Source organism: Flaviflexus equikiangi, assembly GCF_014069875.1.
In the GTDB taxonomy this organism is placed as follows: domain Bacteria; phylum Actinomycetota; class Actinomycetes; order Actinomycetales; family Actinomycetaceae; genus Flaviflexus; species Flaviflexus equikiangi.
Genome location: NZ_CP059676.1, coordinates 1,799,735 through 1,821,826 on the forward strand (window position 1 = coordinate 1,799,735; position 22,092 = coordinate 1,821,826).

The 22,092-nt window shown below is 59.8% G+C and carries 16 protein-coding genes, 1 tRNA gene and 2 pseudogenes; 8 read left to right on the forward strand and 11 right to left on the reverse strand.

Annotation, left to right across the window (positions count from 1 at the left end):
* The first annotated feature begins 42 nt into the window (after positions 1 to 42).
* The 4 genes from H2O75_RS08325 to H2O75_RS08340 all read left to right on the forward strand — a co-directional run bounded on the left by H2O75_RS08325 (position 43) and on the right by H2O75_RS08340 (position 2,734).
* On the forward strand, positions 43 to 741 hold the full coding sequence (locus H2O75_RS08325) for a fasciclin domain-containing protein (protein WP_182170757.1): 699 nt from the start codon (positions 43 to 45) through the stop codon (positions 739 to 741).
* Positions 742 to 849: 108 nt separating this feature from the next.
* A complete protein-coding gene (locus tag H2O75_RS08330) occupies positions 850 to 1,467 on the forward strand; it encodes a sigma-70 family RNA polymerase sigma factor (RefSeq protein WP_182170760.1) in 618 nt (205 codons plus the stop codon).
* On the forward strand, positions 1,464 to 2,258 hold the full coding sequence (locus H2O75_RS08335; protein ID WP_182170763.1) for an anti-sigma factor: 795 nt from the start codon (positions 1,464 to 1,466) through the stop codon (positions 2,256 to 2,258). The genes H2O75_RS08330 and H2O75_RS08335 overlap by 4 nt, the downstream gene beginning before the upstream one ends.
* A 44-nt stretch (positions 2,259 to 2,302) precedes the next feature.
* Positions 2,303 to 2,734 carry a DoxX family protein gene (locus H2O75_RS08340; protein WP_182170766.1) on the forward strand — a complete coding sequence of 144 codons (432 nt, stop codon included), beginning with the start codon at positions 2,303 to 2,305 and terminating at the stop codon, positions 2,732 to 2,734.
* Positions 2,735 to 2,877: 143 nt separating this feature from the next.
* Here H2O75_RS08340 and H2O75_RS08345 read toward each other — a convergent pair whose 3' ends face one another.
* The 7 genes and pseudogenes from H2O75_RS08345 to H2O75_RS08370 form a co-directional block, all read right to left on the reverse strand.
* Positions 2,878 to 4,122 (reverse strand): serine hydrolase domain-containing protein, encoded by a 1,245-nt coding sequence (locus H2O75_RS08345; RefSeq protein ID WP_204736314.1) that lies wholly within the window; start codon positions 4,120 to 4,122, stop codon positions 2,878 to 2,880.
* Positions 4,123 to 4,614: 492 nt separating this feature from the next.
* Positions 4,615 to 7,929, reverse strand: a complete 3,315-nt coding sequence (locus tag H2O75_RS08350; protein WP_182170768.1) for a type I restriction endonuclease subunit R — start codon at positions 7,927 to 7,929, stop codon at positions 4,615 to 4,617.
* Complete coding sequence (locus tag H2O75_RS08355; RefSeq protein WP_182170770.1) at positions 7,929 to 9,173, reverse strand: restriction endonuclease subunit S; 1,245 nt, start codon at positions 9,171 to 9,173, stop codon at positions 7,929 to 7,931. The genes H2O75_RS08350 and H2O75_RS08355 overlap by 1 nt, the downstream gene beginning before the upstream one ends.
* Positions 9,170 to 10,720: a class I SAM-dependent DNA methyltransferase gene (locus tag H2O75_RS08360; RefSeq protein ID WP_182170772.1), complete on the reverse strand. Its 1,551-nt coding sequence runs from the start codon at positions 10,718 to 10,720 to the stop codon at positions 9,170 to 9,172. The genes H2O75_RS08355 and H2O75_RS08360 overlap by 4 nt, the downstream gene beginning before the upstream one ends.
* 90 nt (positions 10,721 to 10,810) lie before the next feature.
* A pseudogene (locus H2O75_RS10920) lies at positions 10,811 to 11,017 on the reverse strand (IS481-like element ISAar27 family transposase); the annotation flags it as partial.
* 108 nt (positions 11,018 to 11,125) lie between these two features.
* Positions 11,126 to 12,001, reverse strand: coding sequence for a hypothetical protein (locus H2O75_RS08365; protein WP_182170774.1), 876 nt, complete (start codon positions 11,999 to 12,001; stop codon positions 11,126 to 11,128).
* Positions 11,998 to 13,347: an AAA family ATPase gene (locus H2O75_RS08370; protein ID WP_220462720.1), complete on the reverse strand. Its 1,350-nt coding sequence runs from the start codon at positions 13,345 to 13,347 to the stop codon at positions 11,998 to 12,000. The genes H2O75_RS08365 and H2O75_RS08370 overlap by 4 nt, the downstream gene beginning before the upstream one ends.
* A 231-nt stretch (positions 13,348 to 13,578) precedes the next feature.
* Here H2O75_RS08370 and H2O75_RS08375 point away from each other — a divergent pair.
* Positions 13,579 to 13,995: pseudogene (locus H2O75_RS08375) on the forward strand (recombinase family protein).
* 44 nt (positions 13,996 to 14,039) lie between these two features.
* Here H2O75_RS08375 and H2O75_RS08380 read toward each other — a convergent pair.
* The 3 genes from H2O75_RS08380 to H2O75_RS08390 form a co-directional block, all read right to left on the reverse strand.
* Entirely contained in the window at positions 14,040 to 14,228 is a 189-nt protein-coding gene (locus H2O75_RS08380) for a hypothetical protein (RefSeq protein ID WP_182170778.1), read from the reverse strand.
* Between the two features lie 348 nt (positions 14,229 to 14,576).
* A tRNA-Met gene (locus H2O75_RS08385) sits at positions 14,577 to 14,653 on the reverse strand.
* Positions 14,654 to 14,758: 105 nt separating this feature from the next.
* Complete coding sequence (locus H2O75_RS08390; RefSeq protein ID WP_259365233.1) at positions 14,759 to 17,809, reverse strand: UPF0182 family membrane protein; 3,051 nt, start codon at positions 17,807 to 17,809, stop codon at positions 14,759 to 14,761.
* Positions 17,810 to 17,910: 101 nt separating this feature from the next.
* Between H2O75_RS08390 and H2O75_RS08395 the strand changes: the two genes are divergently transcribed.
* Positions 17,911 to 18,453, forward strand: a complete 543-nt coding sequence (locus tag H2O75_RS08395) for a PPA1309 family protein (protein ID WP_240161768.1) — start codon at positions 17,911 to 17,913, stop codon at positions 18,451 to 18,453.
* Between the two features lie 21 nt (positions 18,454 to 18,474).
* Here the strand turns inward: H2O75_RS08395 and H2O75_RS08400 are convergent, their stop codons facing one another.
* Positions 18,475 to 19,566, reverse strand: coding sequence for a YlbL family protein (locus H2O75_RS08400; RefSeq protein WP_182170787.1), 1,092 nt, complete (start codon positions 19,564 to 19,566; stop codon positions 18,475 to 18,477).
* Positions 19,567 to 19,688: 122 nt separating this feature from the next.
* On the opposite strand from H2O75_RS08400, the gene H2O75_RS08405 reads away from it, so the two are divergent.
* Both H2O75_RS08405 and H2O75_RS08410 read left to right on the forward strand, forming a co-directional pair.
* Entirely contained in the window at positions 19,689 to 21,074 is a 1,386-nt protein-coding gene (locus H2O75_RS08405) for a zinc-dependent metalloprotease (protein ID WP_182170790.1), read from the forward strand.
* Positions 21,075 to 21,144: 70 nt separating this feature from the next.
* Entirely contained in the window at positions 21,145 to 22,089 is a 945-nt protein-coding gene (locus tag H2O75_RS08410; protein ID WP_182170793.1) for a hypothetical protein, read from the forward strand.
* Positions 22,090 to 22,092 lie beyond the last annotated feature (3 nt).

Genomic DNA, 22,092 nt, shown 5'->3' on the forward strand with positions numbered 1-22,092 from the left:
TGGCCGTGTTGTTCATACCAATCGACTTACAAGGAGTTCCCCATGAACCGCTCACTTCGCACCCGCAGCTCAGCAGTTCTCAGCGTGGCAGCGCTGTCCGTTCTCACGCTGGCGGCTTGCTCCGACGACACTGAAGAGACCGAGGATACGACCGCAGCCGTTGAAGAGACAACGGAAGCCATGGACGAGACCACGGATGAGATGGAGACAGAGGAGGAGATGGAGGAGGAGACCACCGATGAGATGGTCTCTGCAGATGCTCCGTTCGGCCCCGGATGTGCGGCGTATGTCGAGGCCAACCCGACCGGCCCTGCCTCCGTCGAAGGAATGGCTGAAGGCACCGTTGTCGATGCCGCCATCGCCAACCCCGAGCTCCAGACCCTCAAGGCAGCCGTTGCCGGCGAGCTCAACGCCGACGTCAACCTTGTCGAGACTCTGAACGGCGGCGAGTTCACGGTACTCGCCCCCATCAACGACGCCTTCGCGGCTCTCCCCGAGGAGGACCTCAACGCTGTTGTCGCTGACGCAGACCTCCTGACCGGCGTCCTCACCTACCATGTCATCCCCGGCAAGCTCGGACCCGACGAGATCGTCGGAGAGCACGAGACCGTCAACGGCGAGATCGTGACCGTGACCGGCATGGGCGACGACATGATGTTCAACGATGCTGGCCTCGTGTGCGGCAACGTCGCAACCTCGAACGCGACCGTCTACATGATCGACGCCGTCCTTCTCCCCTAAGGCCCGTTGATCCCCTAAAACCTCTGGTGGGCGGTGCGCACGCGCCGCCCACCATTGGCTTACCCGGAAATGATGGAGATAGCCCTGTCCGCATGGCACTCTAAAGCTATGACATGTTACGACCCGGCGGAGGGAGCCCCACCCGGCTCCCCTGACCACTATCGAGGGAATGACGCAGGGCCACTCATTACCCAGATAGCGGGCGGCGACCGAGCTGCCTTCAACGAGCTGTACAGGTCCACCGGCGCCATGCTCCTCGCCGTCATCCTCCGAGTCGTCAGAGACCGAGATCTAGCAGAGGAAGTTCTCCATGAGTGCTTCACGTACGTGTGGACGAACGCCCACACGTTCGATCATGCGCGAGGCTCCGGCCATGCCTGGCTCGTCACCCTTGCCCGGCGCCGCGCCATCGACTGCGTCCGCTCGGTCGAATCGCAGCGAAACAGGGACACCTCCCAGGGGATCCGCGAAGTCAACCTCCACGAGCCGGCCCACCGCCACAGCTACGTCGAGGCCGAGGTCGAGACCCGCATCGAATCAGCCCGCGCAGCCACCGCACTGCGCACACTGCCTGAAGAGCAGGGCCGGGTGCTTGCCTTGGTCTACTACGAAGGTCTCACACAGCAGCAAGCAGCAGAAAGAACCGGGATACCGTTGGGAACCGTGAAGACAAGGATTCGGGAAGGATTGCGGAAGCTACGCGAGGACATGGAGGGAGCGCGATGAACGACAACGATCAGCTGGCAGCCGGCCTCGTCTTCGGCGGCCTCGATCCGGCTGAAGAAGCATACGCACGCGATCTCGAAGCGACTGACGCCCAGTTCGCGGCGCTCGTCTCGGATTATGCCGACACGTCCGCATTCCTCGCGATCAGCGACCTTCCGGAAGCCCCCTCTCAAGATATCTCTGAAAGGATCCTCGCGATCCCCGACGAACTCCCCCGCCTTGACACCCGCCCCCGCTTTGACCATCCCGAACCCACTCCCTCTCATCCCACAGGTTTCGTCCCCGGCGTCGTGTCACTCGACGAGGTGCGGCGGGAGACCACGAGATGGAAGCGGACCGCTTTCGCCCTTGCCGGCGTCGGCGTCGCGGCCTCGATCGGTGTCGGAGTCGTGATCGTCGGCCTCATGAACGAACAGAGCGAGCTCCGCGAACAGGTCACAGCCGTCCAGTCAGAATCTGCCGACTTGAACCGGCTCATGCTGGCCGACGACCTGTCGATCGCCGAAGCATCCCTGCCCGGCGATGAGAACGCGAAGATCACCGTCATGGCATCCGTCAACGAGGGCCTCGTGCGCGTCCAGACCTCGAACGTCGCGATCCCGGACGGCCAGGACATGCAGATGTGGCTGCTGAGCGCTGACGGGGCAGAGCCCATGGGTCTGATCGATCCGGCCAATCCCGCCGTCGATTCCCTTCCCATCCCAGACGGGGCGGAACTCGGCTTCACCATGGAACCCGAGGGTGGCTCCGAATCCCTCGAGGGACCACCGGTCGTCTCGATCAAGTTCTAGGGTGATGCTCCAACCCGAGGAGCATCACCGATGAAAGCTTCCTCATGAACTCCCGTGAACGTTCACGCTTCTACGTCGGCACCGCACTTGGCCTCTTCGTCCTCTTCGCCGGGATCGCCCACCTCACGTTCGCGCGGGAGGAATTCAACGCACAAGTCCCGGGTTGGATGCCGATCGACGACGCGTTCGTGGTCGCTGCCTCCGGAGTGGTCGAGATCCTGCTCGGTGCGGCGATGCTCCTCTTCCCACGCCACCGGAAATGGTCGAGCATCGCTCTCGCGCTCTTCTTCATCGCGATCTTCCCCGGGAATATCGCCCAATATGTCGATGGCGTCGACGCCTTCGGGCTCGACACGGACACGAAGCGTTTCGCCCGTCTCTTCTTCCAGCCCGTCCTCGTTGCCGGGGCGCTCTGGTCGGCAGGGTTTCCCCGGACACGTGGAGACGACGCAGCATCAGACGCACCGGATCGATAGAAACGGCCCGGAGGGCTGCACTGCCCAATATCGCGGCAGGCTTGCGCTCCTCGGCGTCCCTGACCCGGCGATCATCGAACAGCAGACGTCCCTGCAATCAATACTCGATTGCAGGGACGATCGCTATTGGTCGATAACTGCTATCAGTCGATAACGGCCGCGTTCGCTGCGGCGATGATGCGCAGGTTGTGGGGCAGCGCCCCATCGAAGCCCGGCGTGGTCAGGGTCAGGATCACCGTGTCGCGTTCGGGATTGTTGACGAACTTCGTGCTGAAGAAGCCCTGCCAGCTGTAGGCTCCCTTTCCTCCGAGGTAGTGGATCGATCCCTCCGGAGCGTTGACGTCGTCTTGCAGGTCCAGCTGGTAGCCCCACTTGTTCTGCGTGAGCTGCCAGTTCGTGAGGTCCCCGATCTGGTTGCTCGTCATCTGTTCGACTGCGGCACGGCTGACGATGCGGACACCGTCCAGCTCACCCTTGTTGAGGAGCATCTGGGCGAACTTGAAATAGTCCTCTGCCGTGCCGTGTAGACCGCCGGCACCGCTGAAGTACGTCTTGTGCTCGCTGAATGTGTAGTCGGGTCCGAGGTTGCCGAGGCCCAGGGGGGACGTGCCCTGCTGCTTCTCGTCTCGTCCCGCCCAGTAGACGGCTGCGATCCGATCCCACGTCTCCTGCGGCGGGAAGAACCATGTCTCGTTCATGCCGAGCGGCTCGAAGATATTCGTACGCAGGTAGGTGTCGAAGTCCATCCCCGACACCACCTCGACGAGGCGGCACAGGGTGTCGACGCTGTTGTTCGAATAGTCGAAGGCCTCACCCGGGTGGGACATAAGGGGAAGGCCCGCCAGCTTCTCGATGTTGCTTTCGAGCGTGATCGGCGGTGCGTTGAGGTCGTCCATGAGGCCCGCCTCGGCGTAAAGCTTCGGCACGACGCGGTAGTTGGGCGGGGTGAACAGGTCGTACCACCAGGTGTTCGTCATCCCGGCTGTCATGGACAGCAGGTGATGGATCGTGATCTCGCGCTTGGGCGGGACGAGCTTGACGACGCCCCAGTTATCGAGCTCGGCCACCTTGACGTCGGCAAATGCTGGAATGTATTTGGAGATGGGATCTGCCAGCGAGATCAGGCCCCGATCCCACAGCTGCATGACGGCCACAGCGGTCGGCACTTTCGACATCGACGCGAGGCGGAAGATGCTGTCCGTCTTCATGGGAACATTCTCATCTGCCTTGCCGAACGCCTTGTGGTAACAGATCTTGCCGTGCCTTGCGACGAGGACGACCATTCCCTGGTAGGCGTTCTCGCTCATGTGGCTGTCGACGAGCCTGTCGATGTTCTCCAGGTAGGCACTGGACATTCCCACGCTCTCGGGATCTACGACGTGATTCACTTTGTCTCCGTTCGCGGCACGTCATCGTGCCGATCAGTGAGCCCGTGGCACACGGCACAAACGGGCACTTGCTGAAATTGAATCAGAGAAGAAGGGAGGGGGTCAAGGCTCGCCGAAAGCCTGATAGAAACAGGCCTCTGACGTGCACTTTCCCCCGGTATTGCAAGGATTCTACGAGACGTGACCAAAGCCGCCAAAGAACGCGAACAGCGGTCGTTGCACATCCTCCAGAACCATCGCACCCAAACCTTGTGGACGCGGTCGACTCGACATGGTTACCCAGGGAAAACTAAGGCCCCTCAACTGAGTGAGGGGCCTTACTTGGTGGCGGGGGCAGTGTCTGGTTGCAGGGCACATCAGAATCTCCACCACACCCAGGACAGTTCACTGATCCGAAGCGTCTCGCTCTGACGAGATCGACCTGCACCCAGGCAGAAACGGACTGAGGCGTGCAGGTGACTTCTCGATGTGGAGCCGGCGTAATCTCGTGGGTCAGTGGTACTTCAGTTGCGCTGCGACATGCGCCGCAAAGTCAGGATCAACGTACATGCGCGCAATCACATCATCAGCGATTCTGTCGACATCGAACGGGCCGTCGTCGAAGTCAGAGGACGGTACAGTCCACGGAATGTCGATGTTTGTGCTGTACGCACTCTCACCGTTATCCCCATATGTAGTCAGCACGTGCTCAAAGACCTGCTCCACTTTGGAAGTGAAAAGCTCTGGCGTGTAGGGATCCACCGGTAGCTCTTGGTCCAGTACTTGTCGGATGGTGCTGTCGACATCATTCATCACGTCGATCTTGCGACGCCAATCTTGAACGAGTTTCTCGTGTAGTCGTTGAAGGAGCATTTTTGCGCTTGCTTTGACTGTTTCTCTTTCCTCGTCTGTCAGGACGGGATCCGGTTGAGTCAGCAGGTCGAAAACAGCTAGCTCTTCTTCGGACAGCCCCTCACGGACTGCCCGTTCCTCTTCAGCGGACAGATTCTTGGAGAGTTCGATGAGCCGGCGCAGGTACTCGTCGATGTTCAAACTGCCTGCATTGTATGCGTCAATCAGCTTCTCGATTCGCTCCACCAACTCGTAGCGGGTTGGGTTGCGAGTAGCTGAAGCAATAGCTTGCTGGCGCAATAACTGCGCCAGTCGATCCGTTTCTGCCCGCTTACGTCCAGCGAACTTGGCAGCCAAGCCTTCGAAGTCGATCTGCGACAAGTCGATCAGCGGGTCAGGCTTGGAGCCTTCAGTAGCAGCCCGGATCACGTATTCCTCAGCGCCGACAGACCGATCTAGCAGAGCGTCCACGGCATCTGCCACCGCGCTGACGTCAATTCCCGGTGGGCGGGTAACTTCTGCGATGCGTTCTGCGAGAACCCGCACAGCGGCGACACTACGTTGCTGAGCTGCCGCTTTAGGGTCTGGTAGGAGTGCTTTGAAAAGCTTCCGCACTTGCCGTGCCCGCTGCTGGAATTCCATACGTGTTTCTGCATCGACCAGGAGCGCTTCAACAGCGGCGTCACGCTTTGCGATGTGGTCGAATCCTTCGGCATCGCGCATTGCGGCCAGGTCAACGCCTACAACGGAGCAGAAAGTGAACACCTCAACCATAGCGATGTCCAGTTCGCGAGCTAACTCATCGATGATCTCAATTGGTGATGTGCCCGCCTCGACCGCTCCGTAAATCGCCAGTGCCTTTTCCAAATTGCGGAAGACACCCACGTAGTCAACGATCAGACCATTGTCCTTCTCGGGGAACACGCGGTTGGCGCGCGCGATGGTCTGCATCAGTGTGTGGTTACGCATCGGCCGATCAAGATAGACCGTCGAGACACTCGGGGCGTCAAAGCCAGTCATCCACATCGCGCAAACAAAGACTAGACGGAGTGGGACCTTGGAGTCTTTGAATTTTTCGGCAAGGTCTTCACGGTTCATCCTCTCGCGATGCGGCCTGATGTCGAGACCCAAATCATCGAGTATTTTCAGCTCATTTTGACTTTGAGAGACGACCACTGCCATGTCGGTGGACTCCATAAGCTCAATACGGGAGGCCAACCAGGGTCGTTCGAGCTCGGGAAGGGCATCGTGTTCGGCCCTGATCTCAGCCAGGTATTCAACCCAAGTTTCTTGGACAAGGTTGTACATTCGTACCGCGGCAGCCTTGTCCAAGCCGACATACATTGCTTTGCCGCTGAAGCCACGACCTACGAAGTGAGCAACCAAGTCCTTCGCAATGGTCTTCAAACGCTCAGGACGCGTCAACAACGTGTACTGCGTACCGAAGGCGCGCGCGAGCTGCCCCTCAGCTTCCTCGTCAATTTCCGCGTCTTCGAGTAGCTGGTTGAGGTCCTCAGAGAAGTTCTCGTTTATCAGTTGTAGCTCGGGAATGCGGTTCTCGTAATAAAGCGGGACTGTCGCACCGTCATCGATCGCATCCTTGAAGTTGTAGATGCTGACGTAGTCGCCGAACTGTTCTCGGGTCGCTTGCTCTTCGCCGGTGATCAGAGGTGTTCCCGTAAAGCCCATCATCGACGCGTTCGGCAGTGCCGCGCGCATATTCAACACAAGCGTGTCATATTGACTGCGGTGCGCCTCGTCGGTGATGACGATGACGTCTGATCGTGAAGACAGGACCGGCATCTGCCGCTCCCCCAGCGCTTTAGACGGCTGAAACTTCTGGATCAACGTGAACACATACCGATGATCAGCGGCGAGCAGATCACGAAGGTGCGCACCGGTTTCGGCATGAACTCTTGCTTCTGGAGAAATCGCTCCTGCGTCGGCAAACTCACCATGCAGCTGAGTATCAAGCTCGGCACGGTCGGTCACCATGACAAAGGTCCACTTGCCAGGAATTTGACGCAAGACCTTCTGCGTAAACCACAACATCGACAGCGACTTGCCCGACCCTTGAGTGTGCCAGAAGACACCCAGGCGCTTGTCTTGCTCAGCACGCGCCCGGTGCAGGTTCTCGATCGCAGCGTTGACACCAAGGTACTGGTGCGAGCGCGCAATGACCTTGACGAGGCCGCCTGGTCGCTCCATGTACGCAACGAAGTTCTCCACAAGGTCCAGCAGTACCGCTGGCTCACACGTTCCGCGAAGCGCTGTTTCTAACGCAATCGCTCCACGGGCGCCGTGAGCGTCGATGACCTTCCAGTCATTGAAGAACTCCCACGGAGAATAAGTTGACCCCACCTTGGCTTCACTGCCATTAGATAGCAGCACAAAGCAGTTAGGTACAAACAGCTGCGGAATGGTGTCGCGATAGTCGGTCAGATTGGAGTCATATGCCGTCTTAACCGATTCGTTCGGTTCTTTGAACTCCATGAGAACCAACGGAATTCCATTGACGAATAACGCGAGATCCAATCGACGATTGTGCAAATTTCCCTTGACCCACAATTGCTGAACAGCCAAGAGTTCATTGTTCAACGGATCAGTGAAGTCAACGTAGCGGAGGGTCTCAATCTGCTTCTCACCGAGGCCGTCCATCCACTCGGCCCGGTAGCCGTCACGCAGTAAGTCGTGGAACTCACGGTTAGCGCGCACCCGGTCCATGACCGAGCGGTCCTTGGCAATAACCTCGATCGCCTCGCTGATCGAGGCGTCCGGTACATGCGCTGGGTTTAACTCGCGCATCGCCACCCGAAGCCTATGAGCCAGCACCACGTCTCTCTGGGAATCACGCCCTAAACTGCCCTTTGGGCCAAGCGTCTCTTGATACGCGTCGACAGGCGTCCAACCCAACTTGGACAACAAGTCGATGCTTGGCTTCTCAACGTAAAAGTACTCTGGTCCCGTGGGTGTCATTACGTCACCTGCTCCGCAATCAACGCATCCAAGTCGAGCGATGAGACGTCGATCTGACCGGTAACCAGCTTTGGTAAAAGGAGGTCGCGTAAGTCGGACAATTTTCGGTTCTCAAACATGAGTGTCTTCGCCAGCCCCAAATGATCGCGCATCCGTTCGCTGAATTGGATAGCCAATTCTTCCGGTGGAACAGCAACGGGCCACTGTCCGAGCACTTTCCAGTCCGCTCGGGGCATCTTAGTCCCATTGGACGTTTGCGTTGCATGTGCAATGATTTCGTCACTGGATAGAACCATCACCGATTGCCCCCAATGTTCAACTTTCGGTCTGATAACGATGGCGTCCGTTGAGCTGATTCCGTCGACGGGAGCCAAACTGACTTTGTGAAAATACGGCCGGATTTTTCCAAATAGCAAGTCTCCACTCATAAAAACTGTCTTGCGACTGCCCTGCTCTGTCGCGGTGCTCCAGTCATCGAGTGTCAACCGTCTTCTAGGTATGTGCTCAAGACCCACAGCTGGCGTAGCGGGATCAATTGTGGAAGGAATGATTGTGTCCCTTACGACGCGCACAAGGTTGTCAATCACACCCACCGTCCAGCCCTCCGGAATTGGGCCGACTTCCGAGTCGACCATCGGCACGTCCTCATAGCCGGGATAACGGAACTTCACGAACCACTCACGGTAGATGGCCCGCGCCATCTCTTCCAGAATCTCAACCCGACGACGATTGTTCTCGATGAGGTCGTCCACACTGCCGACAATGTTGAGAATCTTTCCCTGGGTGTCACGTGAAGGAAGTAAAATGGGCCAGGATGGCATGTCACCAACGGAGATACGCTCGACTGTCGCGCCTGACAAGGTCTTCTGTCGAATTACTTCTTGAAACTGAGGGCCAAGGTATGCGTAAAGCAGATAACGTGGCTCGACAACTCCGAGTTTCGGCCTCAAAAGACCCATCCGTCGACCAAGCGCAGCCGGCATGTCGTACTCCCAATAAGCGGCTTCGCCCAGGCGCGTCTCGTAGGAGAACAGCGTATCCCCCGGCCTCGGAGCCACCCTCTTGGTCCATCGCGGGAGGTCCGCGTTCGAAAGGTGGGCCGACCGCGATAGGTCAAACCGCCCGCTGTTAAGCGACGAAATACTCAAGTAGTAAGGGCCGTCCTCAGTTTTTGGCGGAGTTGCATGTGGCCCGTCGAAAACGTCCGCAACCTCATGGACAGCAACCTTTGCCCACTCGCTCATGCGCCAAGAATTCCTTGAACCGCGGCATCCACCTTCGCGCGAAGCACGTCGGCCTCGTCGCTCAGTTTGGTGAACTCCTCATGTAACCTTTCGAGGTCGCCCATGAAGTCGACGTCGCTCTCGTCGACGAGAGCGGTGCCGGTGTATCGGCCGGGATTGAGGCTCCACCCCTGTGCTTCAATCTCGGTAAGAGTGGCGACCTTGCAGAGACCGCCGACATCGACATACTGCCCGTCGGGAAAATTCTCCTTCAACAGGGTCTCGCTGCCGTCCGAGGTCTCAACCTCTTCGCCGCGGTAGAGCCGCACGATGTTGGCCAAAAACTCGATCTGGTCTGCCGTGAAGTCACGATGCGCCCGATCAATCTGGCGGAAGATGTGCCGAGCGTCTAAGAATAGTACGGTATCCTCGCGCGGCGAGCCGACCTTAGCCTTGTCCAGGAACCACAGCGTCACCGGCAGTGTGACGGTGTAGAAGAAATTGGAGCTAATCGCGACCATGACGTCGACGGCCCCGGACTCGACGAGCTGTTTGCGGATCTCCTTTTCCGAGTAGCCTGCATCGCCGGCCGAGTTAGCCATGACGAAGCCAGCACGACCTTTCGGCGAAAGGGCTGCATAGAACTGCTGGATCCAAAGGAAATTGCCGTTGTCAGTCTTTGGCAGACCGAACGGGAACCGCTTATCACCGGCGAGCTGATCCTTCTTGATCTTGTCGACATTGAATGGCGGGTTTGCCATCACGTAGTCGAAAGCACCCACAGCATTGTGGGGGTCTTCGTAGTAGCTGTTTGCCTGGCGAATGTCACCTGACAGTCCATGCAGCGCAAGGTTCATTTTGGCAAGTGGGACCGTATCTTCGGTTTTCTCCTGACCGAAGACCGAGAGCTTGCGAGTAGCGGATTCGTGATGGCGCTCGACGAACTTCGCACATTGGACAAACATGCCACCCGAGCCACATGCAGGGTCAAATACGCGGCCCTGGAACGGTTCTAAGATCTCGACGATGAGTCGAACTATAGAGTACGGCGTGAAGTACTCTCCGCCACCCTTGCCTTCTTGGGCAGCGAAGTGCGACAGGAAGTCTTCGTAGATGAACCCGAACGCATCGCCTTCGAGCTGCGTTGGCAGCGGTGCAAAGAGACGAAGTAGCTCGATCAGTGTGGATCGCTCAAGCTTCTGGTAACCGCGAGGAAGAATGTCCTTCAGTTCCGGATTGGCGACCTCGATGGCTTTAATTGCTTCGTCGGTCGCCTTACCAACGTCCTGCCCCTCAGGAAGATTGACGAGGTTCGACAAGCGCGACTCATCCGGGACGTACAACACCGATTTTGCCTTGTAGTCAGATATCGTCGCGGGGTTGCGCGGCGTAGCCTTTGCTTCAACCTCGGTTCGAATGGTCTCGAACCTGTTCTCCGCATAGGCAAGAAACACCAATCCGAGCACGGGATCGCGGTACTGGCCAGGAGTTAGTTTGGAATTTGCGCGCAGCTCATCAGCAGCCGCCCAGAGTGTATTGCGCACCTTTGCGAGATCAGTCGTTTTCACACCTTCATACTATCTGCTCTACTGAATAGGTCAGTGACTCTCATCAATGCTATGAGAAACAGGGCCTGCTGCTCAGAACGTTGATTACTCATACTTGCGCGACGGTATTTTTGAGGTCCGAGACCGTGGATGTAGCGTAGCAGCGGACTCGCGTGCTGCCCGGGCACGAATCTTGTAGAACACACTGCGTGAGGCCTTCACCGACTTGCAGAATTCTGTCACTGATAGTGCGTGTGGCTGGGTGGGATCGTAATTAATGATCACGGCCCGAGCCTGGGGAGGAAGAGCGTTTGTCATCCCCAAATTTCACAGCAATGCAGCCGATGAAAGTGTCTACGATGTCATGAGATCGCGTGTCCACGATGTGGTGAGACAGGACAGTTAGCCAAGACACGCGCGGAGCGGCTATGCCGCGAATGACTGTGGTTCGCAGGTAAACCCAGTGCGTCCGTGGCTCTCGCACCACTGTTGGATGCGTTGATACCATCCGGTCTTACTCAAAGCCAGACAGGTGACTTTCAAAATGTAACTCCGCTGTAAAATATCGTCGCTGACGTGGACGTTATACTGCTTCATTACGCGGGCGAGAGCTGAGAACAAGTCGTGATCACCCACCGGGCTGTGCTGCATCTGCACGACTTCTGAGTGCGTTGAAATCGCATCAGTCACGAATTCGGCGCGGTCATCGTTTTCGTACTGCGATCGGGTCAGCACAATTTCAGCTATCTTGCCGACATCGAACTCATCGACCAAGAGACTACCGAAGCGGAATCGTTTGAAATCAAGACACAGTTCGCGCCTCGCGTCGACGATTCTGCTTGCCGCAAGCATCGAAGCAAGACCGAAAGCCTCCTGTTCGATAATTTCGGGCTCGGGAATCGTGACGGCGAGATCATCTCGCCTCCTGGTCGAATCGCAGTGGACGTCAATGACTCTTCGCAAAAGAGATGAGTCCGTATGTATCAAGTCGAGGAAGCAGTCGTGATGGTCGCTTATGAACACGTTTTTGAGGTTCGTTAATGTTGAGCCACTGAAACGGTCATAGTCCTGGTCGACGAGGAACCGGGCACGAAATAGTCCTCTGTCACTCGCGAGCTTCGCGGTAGAGAGGACTTGACTTCGTCCGCCCGTCGCAGTCATAAGGTTGAGCTGAGGAGTGCAGAACTCCCTCAGCAGTAAGTGGTCGTCTGGACCTTCTAAGACGAGTAACAGGTCCTCGCTCTCATCCAGAAACATTGCCACAGTGTTGAAGAGAGTGTTCTCGTTAAGATACTCCTTCACTCGAAGGGCACCTCCTTGGGACCCAGGCGCTTTGCACGGTCCCAATCGTCATTGATGATCTGAGGTGAATGCGTAGCAACGATAAATCTAAAGCCGACAAGCTCCGCGATCTTCCTGACATCAGGAATGAACGCTAGCTGCCAAGCAACGTGGAGCGAGATCTCGGGTTCGTCGATGAGCACCACCGCACCCTTCGGGACGTGGAATAGCAAGTCGATCATCAGGATGATCTCGTGCTGCTCTCCAGAGGACAGGGATTCGAGGTGGATCCGTCTACCTGTCTCGGAGTGTACGACAGCTAGTCCTTCTTTATCAGTGACGGCCAGGTCCTTCTTCAGGAGACGGCCATTGATGATCTGCTCAAGAAGTTCGATCTTGTCGAGTAGTTCGTTGAAGGGCTCCAGCTTCGTGTGTGCATCCTCGAGGTAGAGGTCGAGTAGGGCAAGTGCCCATGATTCGAGTTCTCCATCTGGCGGAAGGGAAAGTTCTTCATCGAGGGAAACCGACGCGACCCTTCCGAGCCTGCTGCGGAAATCATTTTGGACGTCATATCTCTCGCGAATTGCAGACGCGTCCAGGGCTCGTTCTTGCCTGGCTGCTAGAAGGACTCTGTTCGGAAACGTCCTATCCAAACGTTGCGTTATTCGAGAATGCTCCGTTTGCGCGTCATTCAGCAAAGAACTAATCTGCTGTGCCTGCTCGGAAATCCTGGAGCGAGCTTGTCGTCTTTCGCGAGATCTCGCGAACCACTGTGGCTCATCACGGCGCTTGCGTTCATCAGTTTGCAGACGCTGCGTCTCGATTAGGAAGCTTGGTACTCGTGAGACGAAAGCTTTCAACTCGGCTGGAACCGTGTTCTGGCCGGACTTCAACGTCCTGATTCGAGGTGCATACAGAGCTCGAATCTCATCGAAGTGGAGGATCTCTCCGTTGGAAGGATCCTGCCAGAGCTCCTCTGTGAGTTGCTCGTAAGGCGAATGCTTGCGAACAAACTCAACAACATCGTCGTCGATGTAATCCCAGACGAGATCGTCATTTCCCGGCCTAGCAAGCGTGAACGTTATTGAAACTTCAGACGGCTCCTCCTCATCTGTGCGCCGCTCGACAGAGAGCTGAGACCCGTCGGAATACGTCAAACAAGCCGAATCAAAGGGCAGCTTCTCAAGGCGGAAGGCCAGCAACCTACTGAGAGCGTGAATGATCTCCAGGAACTTTGTCTTTCCCACGCCGTTGGGTCCATAAAGGATCACAAACTCATCATGCGATCCAATCGAGAAGTCGTGCTCATACTCGCCCAGGATGCCTTTTGCATTGGCGTCAACCATGACCAGTGAAGAATCTTCCATGCTTGCAATGATGACATAGGGCGCGTGGCGGCGTATAGCCATCGCGTCCATCGGGGCCTACCCGAGTGGACGCTGTGAGAAACGGACCAAGGACTGTTCAGCAGCGTGCATGTCGAATGTCATTAGACGTAAGCGTCGAAGGGCCTAAAAATGAGCGTACACAAGGGACAGATCCTCGGTTACGCGCGCGTGACTGCGTCCGAGTAGAACGAGGCGCGCCAACTCGAAGCCATCGGTGACGTCGACCGGCTCTTTTCGGAGAAGGTCTCTGGGAAGAACACCGCCGACCGTGAGCAGCTCACCGAGATGTTGACCTATGTCCGCGACGGCGACACAGTACGAGTGAAGTCGCCTGATCGCCTCGCGCGCTCGACGACGGATCTACTGTTACTGGTCGAGTAGCTCCGACGGAAAGGTGTCGCCGTCGAGTTCGTGGATAACCCGGCGCTGAACACCGACGCACCGCAGGATTAGTTCATGTTGACGATCCTCGCCGCGGTCGCGCAGCTCGAACGGGCTACAATCCGCGAGCGCCAGGCGGAGGGCATCGATATCGCCAAGCGCAACGGTGTGTACGACCGCGGACCGAAACTCACCTCTGAGCAGGTCGCGGAGGCGCGCGAGCGCGTCTCTGGCGGCGTCTCATAGGCGAAGGTGGCCCGAGAAGACCTCGGGGTGAGCCGCCAGACGCTCTAAGCGGCGCTTGACGGCACGGGGAAGTACGCGGGGCTCGTAGGGGTCGAGGCGTAGACATAGAAATCCGCACTGGCGACGGCTCGGACAACGAGGACTACTGCACCCGCGATGGCTGCGGCACAAAAAACCAGCCAGAGATATCCGATGACAGCGAGGGCATCGACATCCGGGTAATGTTCAAGCACCCTGAGCATGGTCTGCACGGCGTCACACACTCTTTCGAGGGATGAGGTAGAACACGTTGCGCGCCGCTCCGCGCTGGGCTCAGCAGACTACACCGCACAGGCCTATCCGTCGCCGCGCTTCAAACAGGCCCATGAGCTACCACATCCGCATAATGATTGCGCGTACGATCCCAAACGCCGATGTTGCGATCGCGGACTCGCGTTGAGCTGGCGTGTAAGAAACTCTCATGATGTTCTCCAAACGATACGGAAAACAGTCCGAAGCCCCTCATGTCCTGTACGCCCCTAAGTCACGATGGTCACCCAAGGAAAAAACTAAGGCCCCTCACCTGAGTGAGGGGCCTTACTTGGTGGCGGGGGCAGGATTTGAACCTACGACCTCCGGGTTATGAGCCCGGCGAGCTACCGAACTGCTCCACCCCGCGGCGACTTCTCTACCTTAGGCCAACCGTCCACCAGTTCTCAAGGTGGATCCGCGTTAGCCCCCTCACATGGAAGGCGGCACCGGAATGCCGCCTTCCATGATCGGCCTAGTTGCTGCCGTCGAGCTCCTGTTGGGCCGCGACAGCGTCCTCCAGTGCTTGGGTGAGAGCGTCCTGGGCTTCGCCATACGCCGCCCAGTCGCCGTCTGCCATCGCGGCGGAGGAATCCTCCAGCGCCTGCTGTGCGCGGCTCAGGGCGTTGTCGAGACGATCCTGCGGAGATCCGATGACAGGGGCGGAGGTCGAGTCATCCGTCGGTTCCTCAGAGGGTTCCTCTGTCGGCTCCTCGGTAGCGTTATCCTTCGCGTCCTCAGCCAGCTCCTCGCGCTCCTCAGCATCGACATCGGAGTCACCGGCTTCGACACCGGAGTCCCCATCGAAGACCTGGTCGAGTGCCTGGTCGAGAGTCGGCGCGAAGCCGACCTGATCGCCGAACGCGACAAGGACGTACTGCAGGAGCGGGTAGGACGTGCCCTGCGATGCTTGGACGTAGACGGGCTGCACGTAGAGCAGACCGCCGCCCACGGGCAGCGTCAGCAGGTTGCCGGAGAGCACCGTCGAGCCGCCCTGACGGAGCAGGTTCAGCTCTGTCGACACTTCGGCATTGGCATTGAACCTGTTCTGGACCTGGCCGGGGCCCGGTACGGTCAGGTCTCGCGGCAGTTCGAGGAGTCTGAGCTTGCCGTAGTCCTCGTTTCGCTCGCCCGCCACATTGCCGGCATCCGCGTTGACCGCAAGGAAGCCGGTCAGCACGTTGCGGTCGGTGTTGCCGCCTGGGATGAACGAGGTGGAGAGGGAGAAGGTCGCCTCATCCGTTCCCGGCATCTGCAGCGTCTGGTAGTACGGCGGCTGGGCCGTTGCGGCCCCACCGTCGCCCGCTGTCGGATCCGGCGGAATGTTCCAGAAGTCGCCGCCCGAGTAGAACGACGCAGCATCCGTCACGTGGTACCGGGTGAGCAGCTGGCGCTGAACCTTGAAGAGATCCTCCGGGTAGCGGACGTGGCTCATGAGATCGCCTGACATCTCCGACATGTCTGTCAGCTGTCCGGGGAAGATCTTGTCCCACGCACTGAGGATCGGATCGTTCTCATCCCAGCGGTAGAGGGTCACGGAGCCGTCGTAGGCGTTGACGACAGCCTTGACCGAGTTCCGGATGTAGTTCACTTCCTCGGGAATGTAGCCGACGATCTGGCCCGTCGCATTCGTCGTCGTCGTCGCCTCTTCGAGCGACTCGCGTGCCGAATAAGGGTACTGGTTCGTCGTCGTGTAGCCGTCGATGATCCAGACGAGATCCTTCGTGGTCTCCTCGTCCCCATCCATGTCGACGACAGCCGGGTAGGCCTTCGAGTCGAGAGTCAGGTAGGGGGCGACCTTCTCCACACGGGTGTGCGGGTCACGGTCGTAGAGGATCTGCGATTCGTCGTTGACGCGGTCCGAGAAGAAGATCTCCTGGTCGCGGAACTTCGTCGCGTACAGCAGCTTCACCCAGAAATTGTCGATCTTCGGGCCACCATCGCCCGTGAACGTGTTGTTGACCTGGCCGTTGGGAGCATCATCGTTCGGGTAGTCCAGCTCCCACGGGTCAACGCCCTCGGGTGCACCGACGATCGAGTACGCAGGTGAGCTCTGGCCGAAGTAGATTCGCGGCTCGTACTCGCCGAGCTCTCCCGTGGAGGGAATACCCTGCTGGAAGAATGCCGGCCTACCGTCTGCCTGGGCCGTGTTGCCGAACGCGGCCACGACGCCATAGCCGTGTGTGTACACGGTGTGGTCGTTCACCCACGTGCGCTGGTCGGCGCCGAGACCATCGAGGTTGAGTTCGCGAACGGCAATGACCGTGTCGCGATCTTCGCCATCGATCTCGTACTTGTCGACTGCGAGCTGCTGGGCGAAGCCATAGTACTGGCGGTTCTGCTGCAGCTGGTTGAATGTTGGGGACACGATGCTCGGATCGAGCAGGCGGATCTGCGCCGTGGACTGGGAGTCCTCCCGCAGCTGGCCCGCCGTCGCCTCTGTCTCGGCGTTGTACGTGATCGGGTCGATATCATCGAGTCCGTACGCCGTGAGCGTCGCATCGATGTTGCGCTGGATAAAGGGCGACTCGAGCTCGACGGCGTTCGGCTGGACCTGGAACTGCTGAACCAGGGCGGGATATGCGGTGCCGACGACGATCTGTGCGACGAGGGCGACGCCGATACCGGCGGCTGCGAGCCGCACATTGCCCTTGATCGCGACGTAGACGAAGATCGCGGCAATGATGACGAAGACGCCCGTCATGATCTCTCGGGCGGGCAGTGACGCCTGAACATCCGTGTAGGAGGCGCCGGAGAAGCGATCGTTCTCGCCGATGAGGAGCTGGTATCGAGAGAGCCAGAACCATGCGGCCGCCGTCAGGGACGAGATCGCACCGAGGACGGCGAGATGGATGCGGGCCTTCGACGAGAAGTAGAGAGGCTTCTGGGAGGGATCGATTCCGCCGTACATGTAGTGCATGACGAGGGCGACGATCCACGAGGCCACGAGCAGACGGATGACGAACGAGATGATCATCATGAGCATCGGCAGCGTGAACACGAAGAAGCCGATGTCGAGGCCGAACTCGGGGTCCGTCTGTCCGAACGGCTCCCGGTTGAGGAACATGAGGATGGTGCGCCATTGGGTGCCCACACCCGCCCCGAAGACGAGGCCGAAGACGAGCGGGAGGCCGAAGAAGGCCAGCTTGCGGTAGGTGCGGATGCCATCGCGGTAGGGATCGAGGTTGCGGTTCTGGATCGCCCCCGGCTCGGGGATACCACCGGACGGGTAGGCGATCCGCATGTTCAGCCAGATCACGGCGGCCAGCAGGAGCACGGCGCCAGCGCCGACTCCGATCTGGGCACCCCACTGGGTCCAGAACACGCGGACGGCGCCGATCTGTGAGAACCACAGCACCTCGGTCCACACATTAGCGGTCGTAACGAAGAGGAAGAGGAGGACGCCCAGGACGATGACGGTGGGAATGAATGCTCCCCCGCCACCGGCACCTCCCCCGGGCCTCGTCGTCGTTCCAGAATCCCCGCCCGTGTTCCACGGGCGGTTCGGGAAAGAAGATGTGGTCACAGGATTCTCCATGGTAAGGAAGATTTACTCCCCTACCGTATCGCACCTATCTGGGAGCCTCCCAGCCCTTTCGATAACTTTCATGTGACACCATGGTCCCCATGGATATTGACCCCAGGATGGCCGCTCTGAAAGATGCGGTGACGGAGATCGAGAAGTTCGTCGCGACTGACGGATGGGACGCTCCGATCAGAATCTTTGCAATCGTGCGGGCTCTGCCCGCCCTGGAGACCGCCCCCGAACTCGCAGACGAACTGCCCGTCGACGTCGCCGTCAACGCGATCACCGACCCGAATACGCTCTTCTCCGTCGAGCAGGAGGGTTTGCCACAGGCGAACACGCTCGAGGAGCTTCTCGCCCAACTCGCGTGGCCCGAGGGCGTCGATGGCGCCGCGATCGTCGCGGAACGGATCATCGTGCCGCCCTCCGCGGAGAAGGATCTGCCCAAGGATCCGCAGCGCGCCCTTGTCGCCCTGAGCGAACATCCGGAGCGTGAAGACGTGCGCATGGCCGTGGGGTATATGAGGGAGGGGCAGAGCTGGTGCTGTGTCCGTACCCGATCCCACGACGCGGACGACATGGTGGTCGGCAGCCCGGATGCTGTCCCCGGCCTCGTCGCAGCCCTGAAGGCGACGTTCGACTGATCAGGCCCTGCGGTCGGCCTGCTACCCGCACGTGGGCAGGTCGGCCGTGTCCCCTGCCTTGATCGCGTCCAAGGCGGCAAGCGAATCATCGAGAGTATCGACAGCAATGATCTGCAGGCCCTCGACCTCGTTGCCGATCACCTCGTCGCAGTTCTCGACCGGTGCGAGGAAGTAGTCGGCTCCCGCGTTGCGGGCACCGACGAGCTTGTGTTCGATGCCGCCGATAGGGCCGATATCGCCATCCGATGAGACGGTGCCGGTGCCTGCGATCGTGTTGTCTCCCCCGATCGAGCCCTCCGTCAGCTGGTCGTAGATCTCGAGGGCGAACATCTGACCGGCACTGGGGCCGCCAATGTTCTCGAGGGCAATCTCCGCACCTGGCGCGTCGGCCGCAGGTTCGGAGATGACGGAGATGCCGAGAAGAGAGCTCCCGTCTTCCGCCGGGATCGTTGCGAACGTCGCGTCGACGGCCGCACCATCCCTGTTCACGGTCAGCGTCAGGTCGGTGCCTGCCGGTATGCCGGCAAGGTATTCGCGGAGCTCGGGGAACGTCCGAGGCTCGAACGGATCCTCTCCCGCCTCGCGGAGAGCGACGATCTCGTCATCTGCCCGCAGCGGACCATCCGCGTCTGAGCCTTCCGCGAACCCGACCACGGTCAGGGTGACCGGGATGTCGATTCCTGCCGCGCCGTAGCCTGCCAGCACCGCATCGACCTGAGACGCCGCCATCATCGCAGCGCTGGAGGAGCGGACCTCCTCCGTCGTGACGGCAGAGTCGTAGAGGGCCCTGATGGGGATGAGATTCTTGTTGTTGTCGAGGAAGGCCTGGACGGCCGCCGCTCCCAGAACAGATTCCTCAGGATTGCCGAATGTTGACACGGTCGTCAGCAGCAGGTCCGTCTCGCTGGGGAATGTCGGAGCATCCGTGTTGGTGAGCTCGATGACGGGCGCACCGTCGAGCTCCGTGACCGAGAGCGCAGGCCCCGGCTTCTGGTAGAGGTACGTGGTGGGCATGAACGTCTGCCAGAGCATGAGCGCACCGAAAGCGATGGCGACGACACCGGCCAGCAGTACTCGGGGCGGGGTGGGCACAAGATCTTCGCGGCTTCTCACTGCACCATCATGCACCGAGTTCCTGGAAAAACCACAGGAGGAAGTTTCGCCTACAGCTGGCACACTGGCCGTCGCACATGCCGCTCCATTAGCCTGGAGGTCAGCCGACCGAGGAGTGAATCGTGAACGAACCAAATCCGCGAGACGATCAGTGGAAAGACATGTTGCGTGCCGTGCTCGGTGAGGCTGCCGACGAGGTGATCGCCTCGATGGAGGCGCAGGGCTTCGATCCGTCCGCCCTGGCCCGCATGAGCCCCTCCGGGCCCGACATGTCCGTGCTCATGAACCAGCTCCGCACCATGATGTCCGGCGGCCCCGGAGGTCCCGTCAACTGGCAGATCGCTGAGCAGGTCGCACGCCAGACACTCACCCAGGAGGGCGTCGACACGCTCACGAACGAGGACGTCGCGGGGGCGAAGTCGAATCTTGAGCTGGCCAGCCTCTGGCTGAACCTGGCCACCTCCTTCGATGCATCTCGCGGCCCTGCCCAGGCCTGGACTCGCCTCGACTGGCTCGCACACGCGCAGTCGACGTTCCGCCGCATGGTCGAACCTGTCGCGAAGAACCTCACGGCCGCGTTCACGCGCGCCATGGAGGAGCAGATGGAGCAGATGCCGGAGGAGATGAAGGCCATGGTGGGCGGGCAGGCATCCACCTTCATGGAACAGATGATGTCGACGATGACGGGGATGCAGTTCGGCGCGGCCTTCGCACAGCTCGCGAAGCAGTCCTTCGGTTCGACCGATACCGGCTTGCCGTTCGTGGAAGGCCAGACCACCGCTCTCGTCCCGGCCAACATTGCCGACTTCGCGGAGGATCTCGAAATCCCGGTGGATGAAGTCTTCCTCTATGTCGCCGTCAGGGAGCAGGCACATGCGAGGCTCTTCGCATCCTCCGCCTGGCTGCGCGCCTACCTCCTCGACACGATCGAGGCGTGGGCTCGAGACATCACGATCGACATGACAGCGGTGGAGGAACAGATCCGCGGCATCGACATGTCGCAGGGCATGCCCGAGATCGACCTGACGGACGTCTTCACTCCCGTTCCGACGGAGGCCCAGCAGGCTGTCCTCACCCAGCTCGAGACGATCCTCGCGCTGATCGAGGGCTGGGTGTGCGAGGTGACGGATCTCGCCACCGTCGGGCACCTCCCCCATGCCGCCGCGCTCCGGGAGATGTTCACCCGGCGACGCGCCACGGGCGGTCCCGCAGAGATGACGTTCGGGAACCTTGTCGGCCTCGAACTGCGACCCAGGAAGCTGCGCGAGGCGGCCTCGTTCTGGAAGGCTGCCCTCGAGAAGGGCGACCAGGATTCGCGCGATTACCTGTGGTCCCACCCCGATCTCCTGCCGGATTCCGAGGATCTCGACGATCCGGAGGCGTTCTTCTCCTCCGACGAGTCAGATCTGTCGACCGAGATCGATGACCTGCTGGCCGATATCTTCGCGGAGGAGGACGCCGGTCACGATCCATCCGGCCCCGAGGAGCCCCTCCCACCGACGAGATAACAGCGCGTCCCCACCCTCTCACCTGTGGATAACGGGCGGGAGGGTGGTTTTTTGTCTCTACTCTCGTGCCATGCAGATACCTGACGGACTGGGACTCTACTGGCGCGACAGCGACTGTGTGCAGATCGGCCTGCACCCCGATCGCCGCGCCATCATCGACGGCCTCTACCCGCGCGAAGTGCCGCTCCTCAACCTGCTTCGCAATCCCTGCACCGCCGCCGATGTCGATGTCTGGGCGAAGTCTCATCAGGTTGATCGTGATCGTGCGAGGAAGATCTGGGAGACCGTGTCAGCGACGGGTCTCGCCCGTGAGGCGACCATGCCTGGACGGATGGCACGAGACGAGTATGCGGCTGCGGCACGTGCGGGAGCCGTCGATCCCGAGGCGGCGCGGAGCACTGCCGTCACCATTGAGGGCGCGGGCCTTATCGGCAGTCTCCTTGCCATCGTGCTCGACCTGTACGGCTTCGGCGCTGTCGCCGTGAACGACCCTCATCCCGTCTCCGAGTCCGGCGCTCGATGGCTTGGCCTGGCATCGTTCGGGCAACCCGTCGAGGCGGCCGTGCGCCCACGGCTGCGGCCGGGCGATCCGATCAACCGGCGGATCGTCGTCTCGGTGAGTTCGCGGGTATACCCGCTGCACATTGCCCGCGTCTGCCTCGCGGACGACATCCCCTATCTTCCCATCGTCGTCGCGGAGTCAGACATCCAGATCGGCCCGTTCGTCACGGGCTCGCCCTGTCTTGAATGCGTCGAATCGGAACGGACCCGGCAGGATTCAGCGTGGCCGCTCCTGTCGGCTCAGGCCGGCAGACTCCCCATGCTCGAGCCCGATACCGCGAGCGCATTCCTCGCCTGCGGGTTCGCGGCTGCCGAGCTGCTCCAGTTCGTCACGGACGAAGGCTACGAGCCCCGCTTGTCCTCCGCGATCATGCACATCCCACCCCCACCATCGTGGCCCACGCTTGAGACTGTTGAGAGGGCTGCCGATTGCGGGTGCGTGTTCGGTTCGTAGCGG

Excerpts from the sequence above, each read along its gene's own strand:
- H2O75_RS08325 (WP_182170757.1), top strand. The coding sequence starts at position 43 with ATGAACCGCTCACTTCGCACCCGCAGCTCAGCAGTTCTCAGCGTGGCA.
- H2O75_RS08330 (WP_182170760.1), top strand. The coding sequence starts at position 850 with ATGACATGTTACGACCCGGCGGAGGGAGCCCCACCCGGCTCCCCTGAC.
- H2O75_RS08335 (WP_182170763.1), top strand. The coding sequence starts at position 1,464 with ATGAACGACAACGATCAGCTGGCAGCCGGCCTCGTCTTCGGCGGCCTC.
- H2O75_RS08340 (WP_182170766.1), top strand. The coding sequence starts at position 2,303 with ATGAACTCCCGTGAACGTTCACGCTTCTACGTCGGCACCGCACTTGGC.
- H2O75_RS08350 (WP_182170768.1), bottom strand. The coding sequence starts at position 7,929 with ATGACACCCACGGGACCAGAGTACTTTTACGTTGAGAAGCCAAGCATC.
- H2O75_RS08355 (WP_182170770.1), bottom strand. The coding sequence starts at position 9,173 with ATGAGCGAGTGGGCAAAGGTTGCTGTCCATGAGGTTGCGGACGTTTTC.
- H2O75_RS08370 (WP_220462720.1), bottom strand. The coding sequence starts at position 13,347 with ATGGAAGATTCTTCACTGGTCATGGTTGACGCCAATGCAAAAGGCATC.
- H2O75_RS08395 (WP_240161768.1), top strand. The coding sequence starts at position 17,911 with ATGGATATTGACCCCAGGATGGCCGCTCTGAAAGATGCGGTGACGGAG.
- H2O75_RS08410 (WP_182170793.1), top strand. The coding sequence starts at position 21,145 with ATGCAGATACCTGACGGACTGGGACTCTACTGGCGCGACAGCGACTGT.